The organism is Streptomyces sp. NPDC001594 (assembly GCF_042893675.1).
Lineage (GTDB): Bacteria > Actinomycetota > Actinomycetes > Streptomycetales > Streptomycetaceae > Streptomyces.
The window spans coordinates 110,417-126,209 of sequence record NZ_JBIAVB010000005.1 but is presented as its reverse complement, the minus strand read 5'-3'; the positions used below and the strand labels follow the sequence as shown (position 1 = coordinate 126,209).

Here is a 15,793-nt window from a genome sequence, read left to right as displayed (position 1 = left end):
GGGGTCACAGTACGCCGCGGGTGCGGAACTGGACGCTGATGCGGGGGCCGACGGCGCGTGCCGTCTTGGGGACGGCGTGCTCCATGGTGCGCTGGCAGGAGCCGCCCATCACGACGAGGTCGCCGTGGCCGAGCGGCAGGCGCAGCAGGGTGGGGCCGCCGTCGCGGGGGCGCAGGACGAGGTCGCGGGGGTCGCCGACGGAGAGGATCGCGACGAGGGTGTCCTCGGTGGCGGAGCGGCCGTTGCGGTCCCCGTGCCAGGCGACGCTGTCGCGGCCGTCGCGGTAGAGGCAGAGCCCGGCGGTGACGAAGGGTTCGCCGAGCTCGGGGGCGTAGTGCGCGCCGAGGGCCTCGCGGGCCTCGGTGAGGACGGGGTGCGGGAGGGGTTCGCCGGCCCCGTAGAAGGCCAGCATCCGGGGGACCGCCACCTCGCGTTCGTACATCCGGCGCCGCTCGGCGCGCCAGGGCACCTCGGCGGCGAGGTGTTCGAACAGGGCGTCGGCTCCGGTCAGCCAGCCGGGGAGCCGGTCGACCCAGGCCCCGGCCCCGAGCTCGGTGCGCTCCAGCGGCGAGAGGGGGCCGAGGCGGATCTCGTCGGTCTGGTCGAAGAGGGAGCCCTGGAGTGCGTGCATGGTTCCAGCCTACTCCCCTGTTCGAACGGGTGCTCGATTTACCGGTGGGTGAATACCGGGGCGGGGCTCTGGCGGGACGGGCCCGGGGAGGCGATCATGGGCGGGCGCCGGGCCACCAGCCGGGCGCTCCCGCCATCCCGGCCATCCGCCCAGGAGGTACGTGTGTCCGTCGCGTCGAGTTCTGCTTCCGGGAGCACGGAGGTCCCGCTCCTGGAGGAGACCATCGGGGACAACCTCGACCGGACGGCGCGGCGCTTCCCCGGCCGCGACGCCCTCGTGGACGTGGCGGCGGGCCGCCGCTGGACGTACCGCGAGCTGGCCGCCGACGTGGACGCCCTCGCCCTCGGGCTGCTGGACCTCGGGATCGTCCAGGGGGACCGCGTCGGCATCTGGGCGCCCAACCGCGCCGAGTGGACGCTCGTGCAGTACGCCACCGCGAAGATCGGGGCCATCCTGGTCACGGTCAACCCGGCGTACCGCTCGCACGAGCTGGAGTACGTGCTGAACCAGTCCGGGACGCGGCTGCTGGTCGCGGCGGAGCGCTTCAGGACCTCCGACTACGCGGGGATGGTCGAGGAGGTCCGGCCGCGCTGCCCCGACCTGGAGTTCACGGTCCTGTTCGACGGGCCGCAGTGGGAGTCGCTGCTGGAAGGGGGGCGCCGGGGCGATCCCGCGCTGCTGGCGCGCGCCGCGGCCGCCCTGCACCCGGACGACCCGATCAACATCCAGTACACCTCGGGCACCACCGGCTTCCCCAAGGGCGCCACCCTCTCCCACCGCAACATCCTCAACAACGGCTTCTTCGTGGGCGAGCTGTGCGGCTACACCGAGGCGGACCGGGTGTGCGTGCCGGTGCCCTTCTACCACTGCTTCGGCATGGTCATGGGCGCCCTGGCCTGCACGAGCCACGGCGCGGCGATGGTGATCCCGGCCCCGGCCTTCGACCCGGCGGCCACCCTGGCGGCGGTCGAGGCCGAGGCGTGCACCTCGCTGTACGGGGTGCCGACCATGTTCATCGCCGAGCTGGCCGCGCCCGGCTTCGACGGGTACGACCTGTCGAGCCTGCGGACGGGGATCATGGCGGGCTCGCCCTGCCCGGTGGAGGTGATGAACGAGGTCATCGAGCGGATGGGGATGACCGGGGTGTCCATCTGCTACGGCATGACGGAGACCTCGCCGGTGTCCACCCAGACCCGCGCGGACGACTCGGTCGAGCGGCGGGTCTCCACCGTCGGACGGGTGGGCCCGCACCTGGAGGTCAAGGTGGTGGATCCGCAGACCGGCCGGACGGTCCCCCGGGGCACCCCCGGCGAGCTGTGCACCCGGGGCTACTCGGTGATGATCGGCTACTGGGGGGAGCCGGACAAGACCGCCGAGGCCGTGGACCGGGAGGGCTGGATGCACACCGGCGACCTCGCGGTGATGGACGCGGACGGCTACCTGAGCATCACCGGACGGATCAAGGACATGGTGATCCGGGGCGGCGAGAACCTCTACCCGCGCGAGATCGAGGAGTTCCTCCACGCCCACCCGGACGTCCTGGACGTCCAGGTCATCGGCGTCCCCGACGCCAAGTACGGGGAGGAGCTGATGGCCTGGGTGCGCATGCGAGAGGGGGCCGAGCCGCTGACCGCCGAGTCGGTGCGCGCGTACTGCGCCGGCCGGCTCGCCCACTTCAAGATCCCGCGCTACGTGCACGTGGTGGACGAGTTCCCCATGACCGTCACGGGCAAGATCCGCAAGGTGGAGATGCGCGCGATGGCCGCCCGACTGCTGGAAGGGGCCCCGGAAGGGGTCTAGGACCGGTCCTGACCGGTGCGGAACTCCTCCCAGGTCCACCGGAGTTGGCGGCGGGCCATGACGCCGACCGCGTGGCGGCGGTAGCGCGCGGTGCCGCGGACGTCGTCGATGGGGTTGCAGGAGGCGGCGGCGAGGTCGCCGAACCGCTGCACCACCGAGGGGGCGAGGGCCGCGCGGGAGTCCCACAGGCCCTCCTCCGCCAGCACCGCGTCCAGGAACTCCTCGGCGGCGCGGGCCCGGACGGGGGTGGGGGCGGCCGAGCCGATGCCGGTGCGGACCGAGCGGGTGCGCGGGTGCAGGGCGAGGCCGAAGGCGCACACGGCGATGACCATCGCGTTGCGGGTGCCCACCTTGGAGAACTGCTGGGGGCCGTCTGCGACGGGGACGCGGACGGTCTTGATCAGCTCGTCGGGGGCGAGGGCGTTGCGTTTGACCCCGGTGTAGAACGCGTCGATCGGGATCGTCCGGGTGCCGCGCACGGACTCGGCCTCGACCTCGGCGCCGGCGGCGAGCAGCGCGGGGTGGGCGTCCCCGGCGGGCGAGGCGCAGCCCAGGTTGCCGCCGACGCTGCCGCGGTTGCGGATCTGCGGGGAGGCCACGGTGCGCGAGGCGAGCGCGAGACCGGGCAGGGGGCCGCGGAGCTGCTCGATGATCCGGGTGTAGGGGACGGAGGCGCCCAGGCGGACCGCGTCCCCGTCGGTCTCCCATTCGTGGAGCAGGGCGATCCGGTTGAGGTCCATGAGGTACTCGGGCCGGCGGTGGTCGAAGTTGATCTCGACCATCACGTCGGTGCCGCCGGCGATGGGCACGGCCGACGGGTGCTCCGCCTTGGCCTCCAGCGCCTCCCGCCAGTCCGCGGGGCGTAGGAATTCCATGTCCGCCTCTCAATCCTCGTACGGCTCGGCGTCCCCGTCGCGGGCCCGGCGGAGCCGGGCGAGGACGAGGACGGTGTCGTCGGTCGCCCCGTCGGGCAGCAGGGCCGCCAGGATGCGGTCGGCCTCGTGTTCCAGGGGCCCGGACGCCCGGGCCAGTTCGGCGCGCAGGGCGTCGAGGCCCGCGTCGATGTCCTGGCCGCGCGCCTCGACGAGGCCGTCGGTGTAGAGGGCCAGGACGGCCCCGTCGGGCAGTTCGGTCCGGGTGGAGCGAAAGGAGACGCCGCCGACCCCGAGCGGGACGCCGAGGACGTCCCCGAGGGTTTCGACGGTGCCGTCGGGGTGGCGCACCAGCGGCGGGGGGTGGCCGGCGTTGGCGACGCGGGCCGAGCCGGTGCGGGGGTCGTAGACGGCGTAGAGGCAGGTGGCCAGCTCGATGCCGGCGTCCTGGGCGGCCGCGTCCAGTTCGGCGAGCAGCCCCTCCGGCTCGGGGCTGTGCCGGGCCAGGGCGCGGGCGGTGATGCGCAGCCGGCCCATGGAGGCGGCGGCCGGCACCCCGTGTCCCATGACGTCGCCGACGACCAGGGCCACCCGGCCGTCGGGCAGGGCGATCACGTCGTACCAGTCGCCGCCGACCTCGGTGGCGCGGCTGGCGGGCAGGTAGCGGTGGGCGACGCGCACGTGCGCGGTCGCGTCCGGGGCGGTGGGCAGCAGGGCCCGCTGGAGGGTGAGGGAGATGTCCTGGACCCGGCTGTAGAGGCGGGCGTTGTCCAGGCACAGGGCGGCGCGGGAGGCGAGTTCGCCGGCGAGGCCGAGGTCCTGGTCGGTGAAGGCGGGGCGGGCGGCGGAACGGCCGAAGACGGTGATGCCCTGGACGTGGCCGCGGGCGATGAGCGGGGTGATGAGGACGTAGCCCACGCCGCTGTCGAGGAGCTGGCGGGCGAGGTCCCGGTGGCCGACGGTCCGGGCCGCGAACTCCTCGTCGACGCGGACGCACAGCGGGCGGCCGGTGCTCAGCATCCGGTGGATGCTGGAGCCCGGCGGGTACGTCACCCGGTCCAGGGCGGCGAGCAGCTCGGCGGCGGGCGGCGGCAGCACGGTGCCGGAGGCGATCCGGCGGGTGATCAGGGGCAGGGCGGGATCGAAGGCCTCGGAGGGGTACATCCATTCGACCAGCTCGACGACGGAGCCGTCGCAGAACTCCGGCATGACCACGTCGACGAGCTCGCGGGCGGTGGTGCCGAGGTCGAGGGTGGTGCCGATGCGGGCGCCGGCCCGGTCCAGCAGGGCCAGGCGCCGGCGGGCGGCGGTTGCCTCCAGCAGGGCCCGTTCGCGGTCGGTGACGTCGACCAGCAGGCCGCCGACCCCGGGCCGGCTGCCGGCCGCGCCGCTGAGCGGGAAGAGGCTGACGGAGCGCACCTGGTCCACGTCGGGACGGCCGGGCGTGCGCATCCCGATGAGGACGCCGACCAGCGGGCGGCCCTCGTCGGCGACGGCGCGCAGCATCCGCCGGAACTCGCCGCCGTCGGCGGTGATCATGATCTCGGCGGTGTCGCGGCCGAGGTGGTCGGCGACGGGGATGCCGTCCATGTCGGCCAGGGCCTGGTTGAGGTGGACGTAGCGCAGCTCCTCGTCGAGCATCACCAGGCCGATGGGGCAGGTCTCGAAGAGGGCGTCGAGGAAGGCGAGGTTGGTCTTGACCCGGTCGAGTTCCTCGCTCCTGCTGGCCAGGGCCATGACCACCGTGCCCTCGGGGCCGTCGGAGCCGGTGACGGGGAAGACGCGGAACCCGCAGTCCACGACGGTGCCGTCCCGGTGCAGGACGGGCAGCCGGACCCGCCAGTAGCCCAGGGCCAGGGCCCGCTCGACCAGCCGCTCGGCGGGGCCGGGCCCCTCGGGCGGCACGGGGAAAAGGGCGGCGGCGGGCCGGGCCAGCGCGGCCGCGGCCTCGTACCCGAAGAGGTCCTGCGCGCCCGGGCCCCAGTAGCGGACCCGTCCGGCCGCGTCCAGGCCGAGGACGGCGACGGCCACGTGCTCCAGCAGCGACCCCGGCTCGGACCGGATCGGCCCGGGTGCCCGCGCGCCCCCCGGCTGGTCCGACGGCACGAGTGGCCTCCTCTGCCCGGGGCACGCCGAGTGGCCGACCGCCGGCGCGGCGGAGGACCTCCTTCATTCTGCGCGCCCCCGGCCCCACCGGCCCCCGGGGCGCGCGGACACCGATACGTCGCGCGGTCCTGGGGGGCGGGGCGGACGGGGGCCCGGCCGTGCCCGGCCCCACGGCGCCCCGGGCCGCGGCGGCCGGAACCACGGCAGCGTGGGCGGGGCGGGCCTGGGCGGGCCCGGTCAGCCCTTGGTGAGGGGGGTGTTCGCGGTGGGGGTGCCGTCGGTGCCGGAGAGGGTCACCGCGTGGCGGACGCCGTCCGGGCCGAGGACCACGGCACGCCAGGAGCTGCCGCCGCCCTGCTGCGGGACGGCGCGCAGGGCCTCCACCTTGCCACCGGGTACGGCCGCCGCGGCCTTCTGCGCGGCCTGGTCGATCGGCAGGGCGGGCAGCGGGGCGGGGGCCGCCGCGCCCTTCTTCCCGAACTCCCCGTCCACGCCGGCGGCGCCGTCGCGCACCTTCGGGTTCTTCGGGTGGGGACGCTCGCCCTGGGCGCCGCGACCGCCGTGACCGCCGTGGCCGCCGCCGTGACCGCCCTCGTGGTCGGGCACGGACCAGCCCGGGCGGCCGTCCTTCGCCATCGGCCCGCCGTGGCCGTGGTGGTGGCCCGCGACCGCCACGGCCGCGGCCCCGCCACCCACGATCACCGCGGCGGCCGCCCCGGCCACCGCCCAGCGCGCGCCCGCGCCACGGGGCACCACGCGGGACACCCGGGCCAGGCGGCCCTTGCGCCCGGCCGTGCCCTCACCGGCCCCGGCCTCGGGCTGCGGCTCGGGCTGCGACTCGGGGTGCTGCTCGGGCTGCGGGAAGGACTCTGACATGGCGGGACTCCTCGGAAGACCGCCGGGCACCGCACCCGGCTCGTCGCAGAGCCTGCCGAGGTGATGCTGAAGCCCACCTGAAGCCCGCTGAAGACCTCTTCAGCAATCCGCCCGCCGGGCCTGAGACCCTGGTCGGCATGCGCGTACTGGTGGTGGAGGACGAGAGGCGGCTGGCCGCGGCCCTGCAGCGGGGCCTGCGGTCCGAGGGCTTCTCGGTGGACGTGGCCCACGACGGCCCGCAGGGGCTGTGGATGGCCTGCGAGCACGACTACGACCTGATCGTGCTCGACATCATGCTGCCCGGCCTCAACGGCTACCGGGTGTGCGCCCGGCTGCGCGCGGCCGGCAACGAGGCCGGCATCCTGATGCTCACCGCCAAGGACGGCGAGTACGACGAGGCGGAGGCCCTCGACACCGGCGCCGACGACTTCCTCTCCAAGCCGTTCTCCTACCTGGTCCTGGTCGCCCGGCTGCGCGCCCTGGGCCGCCGCACCGGCCGGCGCGGCCCGCAGACCCTCCTCCTCGGCGACCTCCTGCTGGACCCGGCCCGCCACCTGTGCTCGCGGGGCGAGACGGAGATACGGCTGACGGCCAGGGAGTTCGCGGTGCTGGAGTACCTGGCCCGGCGCCCCGGCGAGGTGGTGCCCAAGCGGGAGATCCTCGAACAGGTGTGGGACAGCGCCTTCGACGGCGATCCGAACGTGGTCGAGGTGCACGTCAGCGCGGTACGCCGGAAGATCGACGCCCCCTTCGGCCGGTCCGCCCTGGAGACCGTGCGGGGCGTCGGGTACCGGCTGGCGGCCGACGGTGGCTGAGCTCCCGGCGGGGCGCGCCCCCCGCTCCCTGAAGGCCCTGCCGCACCGGCTGTGGTCGCGCCTGCGCCGGCTGCGGCCCGTCACGGTCCGCGCGCGGGCCACCGCGGGCGCCGTCGCGGTGGTGGCCGTCGCGCTGGCCGTGGCCTCCGTGGCGCTGCTCGGGCTGCTCCGGGCCGGCATGCTGCGCAACGCCGAGCGCGACGCCGAGGAGCAGGCGGTGGCGGTCGCGCAGCTCGCGGCGGGCGGCCGCCTCGACCGGATGCGGGCGCCGCTGCACGGGGCCGACTTCGTCCAGGTGGTCAACGCCCGGGGCCGGGTGCTGCGCGCGACCCCCAACCTGGCGGGCCTGCCCGCGCTGGGGCCCGCCGCCGGGGCCCAGCGCCCCGGCACGGTGTTCCACACCTGGCGGATCCGCCCGCTCGGCGGCGAGCACCGCCAGCGGGTGGTGCAGGTGACCACCCAGACGCCCGACGGGCTGGTGTCCGTCTACGTCGGGACCTCGCTGCGGGACGTGGACGCCGCCGACGACACCACCACCGCCGCGCTGGTCGTCGGCGGGCCGCTGCTGCTGGCGCTCGTGGCCCTGGTGACCTGGCGGGTCACCGGCCGCGCGCTGCGGCCCGTCGAGGCGATCCGCGCGGAGGTCGCCGAGATCAGCGACCGCGACCTGCACCGCCGGGTCCCGGTGCCGCCGACCGGGGACGAGGTGGCCCGGCTGGCCCGGACGATGAACACCACCCTGGACCGGCTGGAGTCCTCCGGGATCCGCCAGCGCCAGTTCATCGCCGACGCCTCGCACGAACTGCGCAGCCCGCTGACCGTGCTCCGCACCCAGCTTGAGGTGGCCCTGGCGGTGCGCGACCCCGAGCTGTGGCCGGAGCTGATCAGCGGGGCGCTGGAGGACACCGACCGGCTGGAGCGGCTCTGCTCCGACCTGCTGCTGCTCGCCCGGCTCGACGCCGCCCAGCCCGCGGCCTCCGTCCGGCTGGACCTGGGCGCCCTGGTACGGGACGCGGTGGAGGCGCGGCTGGGCGACCGGGTCCCCGTGCGCGTCCACGCCCCGGACGGGGTCGTGGTGGAGGGCAGCGAACTGTGGCTGAACCGGGTGGTGACCAACCTGCTGGACAACGCCCAGCGGTTCGCCTCCGGACGGGTCGAGCTCGCGCTGCGCACCTCGGGCCCGCCCCAGGCGCGGACCGCCGTCCTGGAGGTCCGCGACGACGGCCCCGGTATCCCGTCCGCCGACCGGGAGCGGGTCTTCGAACGGTTCACCCGGCTCGACGACGCCCGCAGCCGTGACCACGGCGGCGCCGGCCTCGGTCTGGCCATCGCCCGCGACCTGGCCGCCCACCACGGCGGTACGCTCACGGCCGAGCCCTCAGCCGCGGGCGCCCGCCTGGTCCTGCGCCTCCCGGCCCTCCCGCCGGGCGCCGCGACGGACTGACGGGGCAGCCCACCGCGCGGGGGCGGGCAGGACCCCCGCCGCCCGCCAGGCCTGCTCGGCGTGGAGCTTCGTCGACGACGGGGTGCGGGAACGCTTCGACGAGCGGCTGCGCGGCGACCTGGCCTCCGGCGCCTGGGACGCCCGCCACGGCCGCCTGCGGACGCGGGCCGCCTACGAGGGCTCCCTCGTCCTGGTGCGCGCCACCCCGGAGCCGGCCTGAGCCGGCCGGCCCGAGGGGGATGCTCCCCGGCCTCCTGACGGGATCCTGACGCCCCGGGCCCGGTTCCATACGGGCCGCTGACGGCCCGTCGGGCCGGGCCTGCCGTTGAATGGAACCCGGACACGGCCCGCCGGATCCCGGCGGGCGGGCGGCTGGGGAGGAGCGGCGGTGCGGCGACGCGTGGTGGCGGGAGTGAGCGGCGGGCCGGGGAGTCTGACGGCACTGCACCGGGCCGCGGCCGAGGCCCGGCTGCGGGGTGCGGAGCTGTGGGCGGTGCTGGCCTGGCAGGCTCCGGGCGGGGGCCTGGGCAGCCGTACCTCCTGCGTGTGCTCCCCCTTCCCCGAGTGCCGGGCGGCGGCGGTCGAGCGGCTGCGCGAGGCCCTGGACGCCGCCTTCGGCCCGGGTGGACCGGGCGTCACCCTGGCGGGGCAGGTGGTACGGGGCCTTCCGGGGGCCGCGCTGGTCGACGCCGTACGGGACGCGGAGGACCTGCTGGTGGTCGGCGCCGGAGGGCGCGGCGGACTGCTGGGCGCCCTGCGCCCGTCGGTGGCCCGGTACTGCCTGGCGCACGCGCCCTGCCCCGTCCTCACCGTGCCCCCGAGCCCGCTGGAGGCCGAACTGCACGCCGTACGGCGGCGCAACGCCTGGCGGATCCCGCTGGACGCGCGGGAACTGCACCCCTGACGCGCGGGGCCCGGCCCCGCCGGAACCCGGTCGGGGATTGTCCGATTCGCGTCCGGTCATCACGCGGCGGGAACGCTAGGATCACGCCGTGGTCACAGCCCGGTCCCCCCGCACTCCGCGGGCCCGCTCCCGCGCGGGCCTGGCGCAGCTGCTCGGGCTGGCCCTGCTGCTCCTGGCCCTGGTCTGCGCCCACGGCACGGGCGGCTCCCACAGCACGACCGACCACTCCACCGCCGGCGTCCTGGCCGCCGTCACGGCCCCGGCCCACCTGGCGGGCCCGGGCGACACCACGAGCCCCGCCGCCACACCGCCGTCCGGCACCGCGACGACGACCGGGCCCGCTCTCCGGGCCGACGCGCCTCGAACCAGCCGCACGCCCTCGGCCCCGGCCGGCGTCGGCGGGGCCGCCGTCGGGCGGCACGACCCCGCGCACCCGGTGCACGAGTGCGCGCCCCTGCCGCCCCGGACCGCCCACGCCGTCGACGCCCCGACCGCCCCGGCGGCCCCCCTCGCGCACTGCGCCCCGGCGGCCGCTCCCACCGGCCCCGGTACGGACCGTGTGGCCGCGTCCCCCGCCGGCGCCGCCCCGCCGCTCACGGGAAGCTCCGCCGTCCTGCGCGTATAGGGCCCGGGATCACGCCGCCGGCACCCCCGCACGCAGAGCCGTGCCGCACGGGAGCCGTCCCCCAGCGATCCCCGCCGCCGCTCCCGCCCGTCCCGGGCCGAGGGGCGCCCGCCGCACGGAGGAACTGTGCCCACCCACCCCCGACCGCGCCCGTTTCATCCTGTTACGACCCGCCTCAGGGCGCTGCTCGTCCCCCTGCTCGCCGTCCTGCTGTGCACCGCCCCCTCCTGCGCCTCCCCGGCGGATCCGCACGTCGCGGACGGCTCGTCAGCCGCTCGAGCCGTGCTCCAGACCGCGCCCACGGGCGCTGCAGGACACCCGCACCCCGACCCGGCCCACGGCTTCGGCTGCTCCCCCTCCGACCCGGCCCCTCCCACCCGCTCCGGCACCGCCCCGACCGCCGCGGCGGCCCGGTACCAGGCGGTCCCGGGGCCCGGTACCCCCGCCGCCGCGGGGCCCGCCCGGGCCCGCTCCGGACGTTCCGTCCTGACCGCCGTCTGTCGATGGCGGCTCTAGGCCGCTCCCGTACGCCCGGGCGCGGGGCCCGACGCACACCCTGCGGGGAACCCCGCCCTGCCACGGCACGACTCTTCCCGAGAGCCACCTCCGACGCCCCACCACACGAGAGCGGAACCATGCATTCTTCGGCCACCGACGTCACCCCTCCCGTCCGCACCACCCTGTCCGGACTGGTCGGCAACACCCCCCTGCTGCGCGTCTCCGAGCCCCTGTCCCCCGCCGGGCGCGGCTTCTGGGCGAAGCTGGAGGGCTTCAACCCCGGCGGCATCAAGGACCGCCCCGGCCTGCACATGGTCGAACGCGCCCGCGCCCGGGGGGACCTGGAGCCCGGAGCCCGCGTCATCGAGTCCACCAGCGGCACCCTGGGCCTCGGCCTGGCGCTGGCCGGCATGGTCTACGGACACCCCGTCACCCTGGTCACCGACCCCGGCCTGGAACCGTCGATGACCCGGCTGCTGACCGCGTACGGGGCCCGGGTCGACGTCGTCTCCGAGCCCCACCCCACGGGCGGCTGGCAGCAGGCGCGCCGGGACCGGGTCACCGAACTGCTGGGCAGGCATCCCGGCTCCTGGTGCCCGGACCAGTACAACAACCCGGACAACACCACCGCCTACACCCCCCTCGCCCTCGAACTGGCCGCCGAACTGGGCCACATCGACGTCCTGGTGTGCAGCGTCGGCACCGGCGGCCATTCGGCGGGCCTCTCGCGCGTCCTGCGCCAGCTCTACCCGGAGCTCAAGGTGGTGGGCGTCGACACCGTCGGGTCCACCATCTTCGGCCAGCCCGCCCGCACCCGCCTGATGCGCGGACTGGGCTCCAGCATCTACCCCCGCAACGTGGCCTACGAGCAGTTCTCCGAGGTCCACTGGGTCGCCCCGGGCGAGGCGGTGTGGACCTGCCGCGAGCTGGCCTCCTCCCACTACGCGACCGGCGGCTGGAGCGTCGGCGCGGTCGCCCTGGTCGCCGGTTGGCTGGCCCGCACCCTGCCCCCGGAGACCCGGATCGCGGCCGTCTTCCCCGACGGCCCCCAGCGCTACCTCGGCACCGTCTACGACGACGACTACTGCGCCGCCCACGGCCTGCTCGACTCCCCGCCGGCCCCGGAGCCCGACACGATCGGGCGGCTGGACGAGAAGGAGGTCACGCGGTGGACCCGCTGCACCGCCGTGGTCGACCCGCTCACCCTGGCCGCCGCAAAGGTGTCCGCCTGATGAAGGGCACCCTCGCGCAGGTCCGCACGTACGAGCGCAGCGTGCGGCTGCTGATGGTGAACCAGTTCACCATCAACCTCGGCTTCTACATGCTCATGCCCTACCTGGCCACCCATCTGGCCGGCCCGCTCGGGCTGGCGGGCTGGACGGTCGGGCTGATCCTCGGCGTCCGCAACTTCAGCCAGCAGGGCATGTTCCTGATCGGCGGCACCCTCGCCGACCGGCTCGGCTACAAGCCGATGATCGTCGCCGGGCTGGTGCTGCGCGTCGCCGGGTTCGCCACGCTCGGCCTGGTGGACTCCGTGCCCGCGCTGATCGCCGCCTCCGCCGCGACGGGCCTCGCCGGAGCCCTGTTCAACCCGGCCAGCCGCGCCTACCTGGCGGCCGACGCGGGCGAGCGCCGGGTGGAGGCCTTCGCCCTGTTCAACGTCTTCTACCAGGCCGGGATCCTGCTGGGCCCGCTGGTCGGCATGGTGCTGACGGGCGTGGACTTCCGCGTCACCTGCCTGGTGGCGGCCGGGATCTTCGCGGTGCTGAGCCTGGTGCAGATCCGGGCCCTGCCGCAGCGGCGCGGCGCGGACTCCCCGGAGCGGCCCGCCCCGGAGCAGCGCGAAGGGGTGCTGGCGCAGTGGCGCGGGATCCTGCGCAACCGGCCGTTCCTGCTGTTCTCCGTGGCGATGATCGGCTCGTACGTGATGAGCTTCCAGGTGTACATGGCGCTGCCGCTGGAGGTCCGCCGCATCGGTGGCGAGGGCCGCTTCGGCACGGCGGCGGTCGCGGTGCTGTTCGCCGTCTCGGGGCTGAGCACGATCCTCTTCCAGACCCGGGTCACGGCCTGGTGCAAGGCCAGGATGGAGCCCGGACGGGCCCTGGCCTGGGGGTTGTTCGCGATGGGCGCGGCCTTCCTTCCGCTGCTGGCCGCGACGGCGCTGCCGGCGGCGGAGTCGGTGACGGCCACGCGGCTGCTGGCCGCGGTGCCGCCGGCGCTGTCGGCGCTGCTGCTGGCGGTGGGGACGATGATCGCCTACCCCTTCGAGATGGACACCATCGTCCGCCTCTCCGGGGACCGCCTGGTCGCCACGCACTACGGGCTGTACAACACCGTCTGCGGGGTGGGCATCGCGCTGGGGAACCTGCTGACGGGGGCGGCGCTGGACGCGGCCCGCGCGGCGGGGATGTCGGCGCTGCCCTGGCTGGCGCTGTTCGCCCTCGGGCTCGGCTGCACGGCCGCGCTGTACGGGCTGCACCGCACGGGCCGCCTGGCCGCGCCCGCGCCGGGGCCGCTGCCCCGGGAGACCGTGAGCGCCTGAGGCCGTCCGTGCCCCGGCAGGCTCCCCTGCCGGGGCACGGGTGCAACAAAGCCGTCAAATGCCTGCAACACCACGGTCGTTGTACGGTACACACCGTCCGCGTAGCGTCGTGGGCATGTCCGAACTGCACCTCGCCGTCGCCCTCGACGGCGCCGGCTGGCATCCGGCGGCCTGGCGCGAGCCGGGTGCCCGTCCGGCGGAACTGTTCACGGCCCGGTACTGGGCCGACCTCGTCACCGAGGCCGAGGCGGGACTGCTCGACTTCGTCACCTTCGAGGACTCCCTGGCCCTCCAGTCCGCCGCGGCGGCCGCCCCCGACGAGCGCACCGACCAGGTGCGCGGGCGGCTGGACGCGGTCCTCACCGCCGCCCGGGTGGCCCCGCTGACCCGGCACATCGGGCTGGTCCCGAGCGTGACGGCCACCCACACCGAGCCCTTCCACGTCTCCAAGGCCATCGCCACCCTCGACCACGTCAGCCGGGGCCGGGCGGGGCTGCGCGTGCAGACCTCCGCCCTGGCGCACGAGGCGGCGCACTTCGGACGCCGGAGCTTCCCGGTCCCGGTGGGCGAGCTGGCCGGGGAGGCCGCCGACCACGTGGAGGTGGTCCGCAGGCTGTGGGACAGCTGGGAGGACGACGCCGAGATCCGCGACGTGGCCACGGGCCGGTTCCTCGACCGGGCCAAACTGCACCACGTCGACTTCGTCGGGCCCCACTTCCGCGTCCGGGGCCCGTCGATCACCCCGCGGCCGCCGCAGGGCCAGCCCCTGGTCACGGCGTCCGCGGGCGCGGTGGCCCCCGGCCACGGGCCCGTGGACCTGGTGTACGTCACGCCGCGCGACCCGGAGGAGGCCCGTGCGGCGGTGGACGCCGCGCGCTCGCCGCACGTCTTCGCCGACCTCACCGTCTTCCTGGACGGACACGCCCCGGCGGCCGCCGCCCGCCGGGCGCGCCTCGACGCGCTCGCCGGGCAGCCGGCCCCCACCGACGCGGCCGTCTTCACGGGAACCCCGGCCGGCCTCGCCGACCTGCTGCTGCGGTGGCGGGCGGAGGGCCTGACCGGGTTCCGGCTGCGGCCGGCCGTCGTCGCCCACGACCTCCCGCTGATCACCCGCGGCCTGGTGCCCGAACTCCGCGGGCGGGGCGCCTTCCGCAGCGCGTACGGGGCCCCCTCGCTGCGCGGACTGCTGGGCCTGGACCGCCCGGCCAACCGGTACGCCACCACCCCCGCCTGACGCGTTCACGGAAGGACACCATGAGCACCCGACCGCGCGAGCGCAGCAAGCGGATCCACCTCGCGGCCCACTTCCCCGGGGTCAACAACACCACCGTGTGGAGCGACCCGGCGGCCGGCAGCCACATCGAGTTCGACTCCTTCGTGCGCTTCGCCAAGACCGCGGAACGGGCCGGGTTCGACTTCCTCTTCCTCGCCGAGGGACTGCGCCTGCGCGAGCAGGGCGGGAGGATCCACGACCTGGACGTGGCCGGCCGGCCCGACACCTTCACCGTCCTCGCCGCGCTGGCGGCCGTCACCGACCGGATCGGCCTGACCGGCACCATCAGCTCCACCTTCAACGAGCCCTACGAGGTGGCCCGCCAGTTCGCCACCCTCGACCACCTGTCCGAGGGCCGCGCCGCCTGGAACGTGGTCACCTCCTGGGACGCCTTCACCGGCGAGAACTTCCGGCGCGGCGGCTTCCTGCCCCGCGAGGACCGCTACACCCGCGCCCGGGAGTTCCTGGCCACCGCCACCGAGCTGTTCGACTCCTGGGACGGCACCGAGATCGCCGCCGACCCCGCCACCGGCGCCTTCCTGCGCGACGCCCGGGCCGGGGCCTTCGCGCACCGGGGACAGCACTTCGACATCGCGGGCCGGTTCAACGTGCCGCGCGGCCCCCAGGGGCGGCCGGTGGTCTTCCAGGCGGGCGACTCCGACGAGGGCCGGGAGTTCGCCGCCGCCCACGCGGACGCGATCTTCAGCCGGTACGGGACCCTGGAGGAGGGCCGCGCCTTCCACTCCGACGTCAAGCGGCGCCTCGCCCGGTACGGCCGCCGCCCCGAGCAGCTGCTGATCCTGCCCGCCGCCACCTTCGTCCTCGGCGACACCGACGCGGAGGCCCGCGAACTCGCCCACGAGGTACGCCGCCTCCAGGTCAGCGGGGCCACCGCGATCGCCCACCTGGAGCAGGTATGGAACCGGGACCTGTCCGGCTACGATCCCGACGGGCCGCTGCCCGAGGTCGACCCCGAGCCCGGCGAGAACACCGTCGCGCTGGGCCGGGCGAGCGTACGGATGTACCGGGACCCCCTGGCCACCGCCCGGAAGTGGCGGGAGCTCGCCGAGGCCAAGGGCCTCTCCATCCGGGAGCTGGTCATCGAGACCACCGCCCGGCAGACCTTCGTCGGCTCGCCCGCCACGGTCGCCGCCTCGATCGACGAGCTGGTCCAGGCGGACGCCGCCGACGGGTTCATCCTGGTCCCGCACCTGACCCCGGACGGGCTGGAGGGCTTCGCCGACACCGTCGTCCCGCTGCTGCGGGAACGCGGGGTCTTCCGCACCGAGTACGAGGGCACCACCCTGCGCGAACACCTCGGCCTCGGCCTGCCGGAGGCCGTCGCTCCATGAGTTCCCCGGCCCCGACCCCGGCCCCTCGTCACCCCGCCCGCAAGGAGACCCCGCC

Annotated in this window: 14 protein-coding genes; 10 read left to right on the top strand and 4 right to left on the bottom strand. The window is 75.9% G+C overall.

The window, feature by feature from the left end; all coding sequences use genetic code 11:
* Nucleotides 1–4: 4 nt before the first annotated feature.
* On the bottom strand, nt 5–631 hold the full coding sequence (locus tag ACFY0O_RS12050) for an alpha-ketoglutarate-dependent dioxygenase AlkB (RefSeq protein WP_388945914.1): 627 nt from the start codon (nt 629–631) through the stop codon (nt 5–7).
* 96 nt (nt 632–727) lie between these two features.
* Here ACFY0O_RS12050 and ACFY0O_RS12045 point away from each other — a divergent pair, with 96 nt between their 5' ends.
* Nucleotides 728–2,431 carry an AMP-binding protein gene (locus tag ACFY0O_RS12045; RefSeq protein WP_388945912.1) on the top strand — a complete coding sequence of 568 codons (1,704 nt, stop codon included), beginning with the start codon at nt 728–730 and terminating at the stop codon, nt 2,429–2,431.
* On the opposite strand, the gene ACFY0O_RS12040 is transcribed toward ACFY0O_RS12045, so the two are convergent.
* The 3 genes from ACFY0O_RS12040 to ACFY0O_RS12030 form a co-directional block, all read right to left on the bottom strand.
* Nucleotides 2,428–3,306 (bottom strand): FAD binding domain-containing protein, encoded by an 879-nt coding sequence (locus ACFY0O_RS12040; RefSeq protein ID WP_388945909.1) that lies wholly within the window; start codon nt 3,304–3,306, stop codon nt 2,428–2,430. The genes ACFY0O_RS12045 and ACFY0O_RS12040 overlap by 4 nt on opposite strands.
* Before the next feature lie 9 nt (nt 3,307–3,315).
* Nucleotides 3,316–5,409, bottom strand: a complete 2,094-nt coding sequence (locus tag ACFY0O_RS12035) for a SpoIIE family protein phosphatase (protein ID WP_388945906.1) — start codon at nt 5,407–5,409, stop codon at nt 3,316–3,318.
* A 237-nt stretch (nt 5,410–5,646) separates the two neighbouring features.
* Nucleotides 5,647–6,285, bottom strand: coding sequence for a hypothetical protein (locus tag ACFY0O_RS12030; protein ID WP_388945903.1), 639 nt, complete (start codon nt 6,283–6,285; stop codon nt 5,647–5,649).
* A 137-nt stretch (nt 6,286–6,422) separates the two neighbouring features.
* Here ACFY0O_RS12030 and ACFY0O_RS12025 point away from each other — a divergent pair, with 137 nt between their 5' ends.
* From ACFY0O_RS12025 to ACFY0O_RS11985, 9 genes are all read left to right on the top strand, one after another.
* Nucleotides 6,423–7,100: a response regulator transcription factor gene (locus ACFY0O_RS12025; RefSeq protein ID WP_388945900.1), complete on the top strand. Its 678-nt coding sequence runs from the start codon at nt 6,423–6,425 to the stop codon at nt 7,098–7,100.
* 70 nt (nt 7,101–7,170) lie between these two features.
* Nucleotides 7,171–8,544, top strand: a complete 1,374-nt coding sequence (locus ACFY0O_RS12020; RefSeq protein ID WP_388946691.1) for an ATP-binding protein — start codon at nt 7,171–7,173, stop codon at nt 8,542–8,544.
* An 82-nt stretch (nt 8,545–8,626) separates the two neighbouring features.
* Nucleotides 8,627–8,764 carry a hypothetical protein gene (locus ACFY0O_RS12015; RefSeq protein ID WP_388945897.1) on the top strand — a complete coding sequence of 46 codons (138 nt, stop codon included), beginning with the start codon at nt 8,627–8,629 and terminating at the stop codon, nt 8,762–8,764.
* A gap of 168 nt (nt 8,765–8,932) precedes the next feature.
* The gene (locus ACFY0O_RS12010; protein ID WP_388945894.1) at nt 8,933–9,448 is read left to right on the top strand and encodes a universal stress protein; all 516 of its coding nucleotides are present in this window, start codon (nt 8,933–8,935) and stop codon (nt 9,446–9,448) included.
* Between the two features lie 88 nt (nt 9,449–9,536).
* Complete coding sequence (locus ACFY0O_RS12005; RefSeq protein WP_388945891.1) at nt 9,537–10,073, top strand: hypothetical protein; 537 nt, start codon at nt 9,537–9,539, stop codon at nt 10,071–10,073.
* 635 nt (nt 10,074–10,708) lie between these two features.
* Entirely contained in the window at nt 10,709–11,803 is a 1,095-nt protein-coding gene (locus tag ACFY0O_RS12000; RefSeq protein ID WP_388945889.1) for a PLP-dependent cysteine synthase family protein, read from the top strand.
* Nucleotides 11,803–13,113 (top strand): MDR family MFS transporter, encoded by a 1,311-nt coding sequence (locus tag ACFY0O_RS11995; RefSeq protein WP_388945886.1) that lies wholly within the window; start codon nt 11,803–11,805, stop codon nt 13,111–13,113. Before ACFY0O_RS12000 ends, ACFY0O_RS11995 begins: the two co-directional genes overlap by 1 nt.
* Nucleotides 13,114–13,228: 115 nt before the next feature.
* On the top strand, nt 13,229–14,347 hold the full coding sequence (locus ACFY0O_RS11990; protein WP_388945883.1) for an LLM class flavin-dependent oxidoreductase: 1,119 nt from the start codon (nt 13,229–13,231) through the stop codon (nt 14,345–14,347).
* A 20-nt stretch (nt 14,348–14,367) separates the two neighbouring features.
* Entirely contained in the window at nt 14,368–15,738 is a 1,371-nt protein-coding gene (locus ACFY0O_RS11985; RefSeq protein WP_388945880.1) for an NtaA/DmoA family FMN-dependent monooxygenase, read from the top strand.
* Nucleotides 15,739–15,793 lie beyond the last annotated feature (55 nt).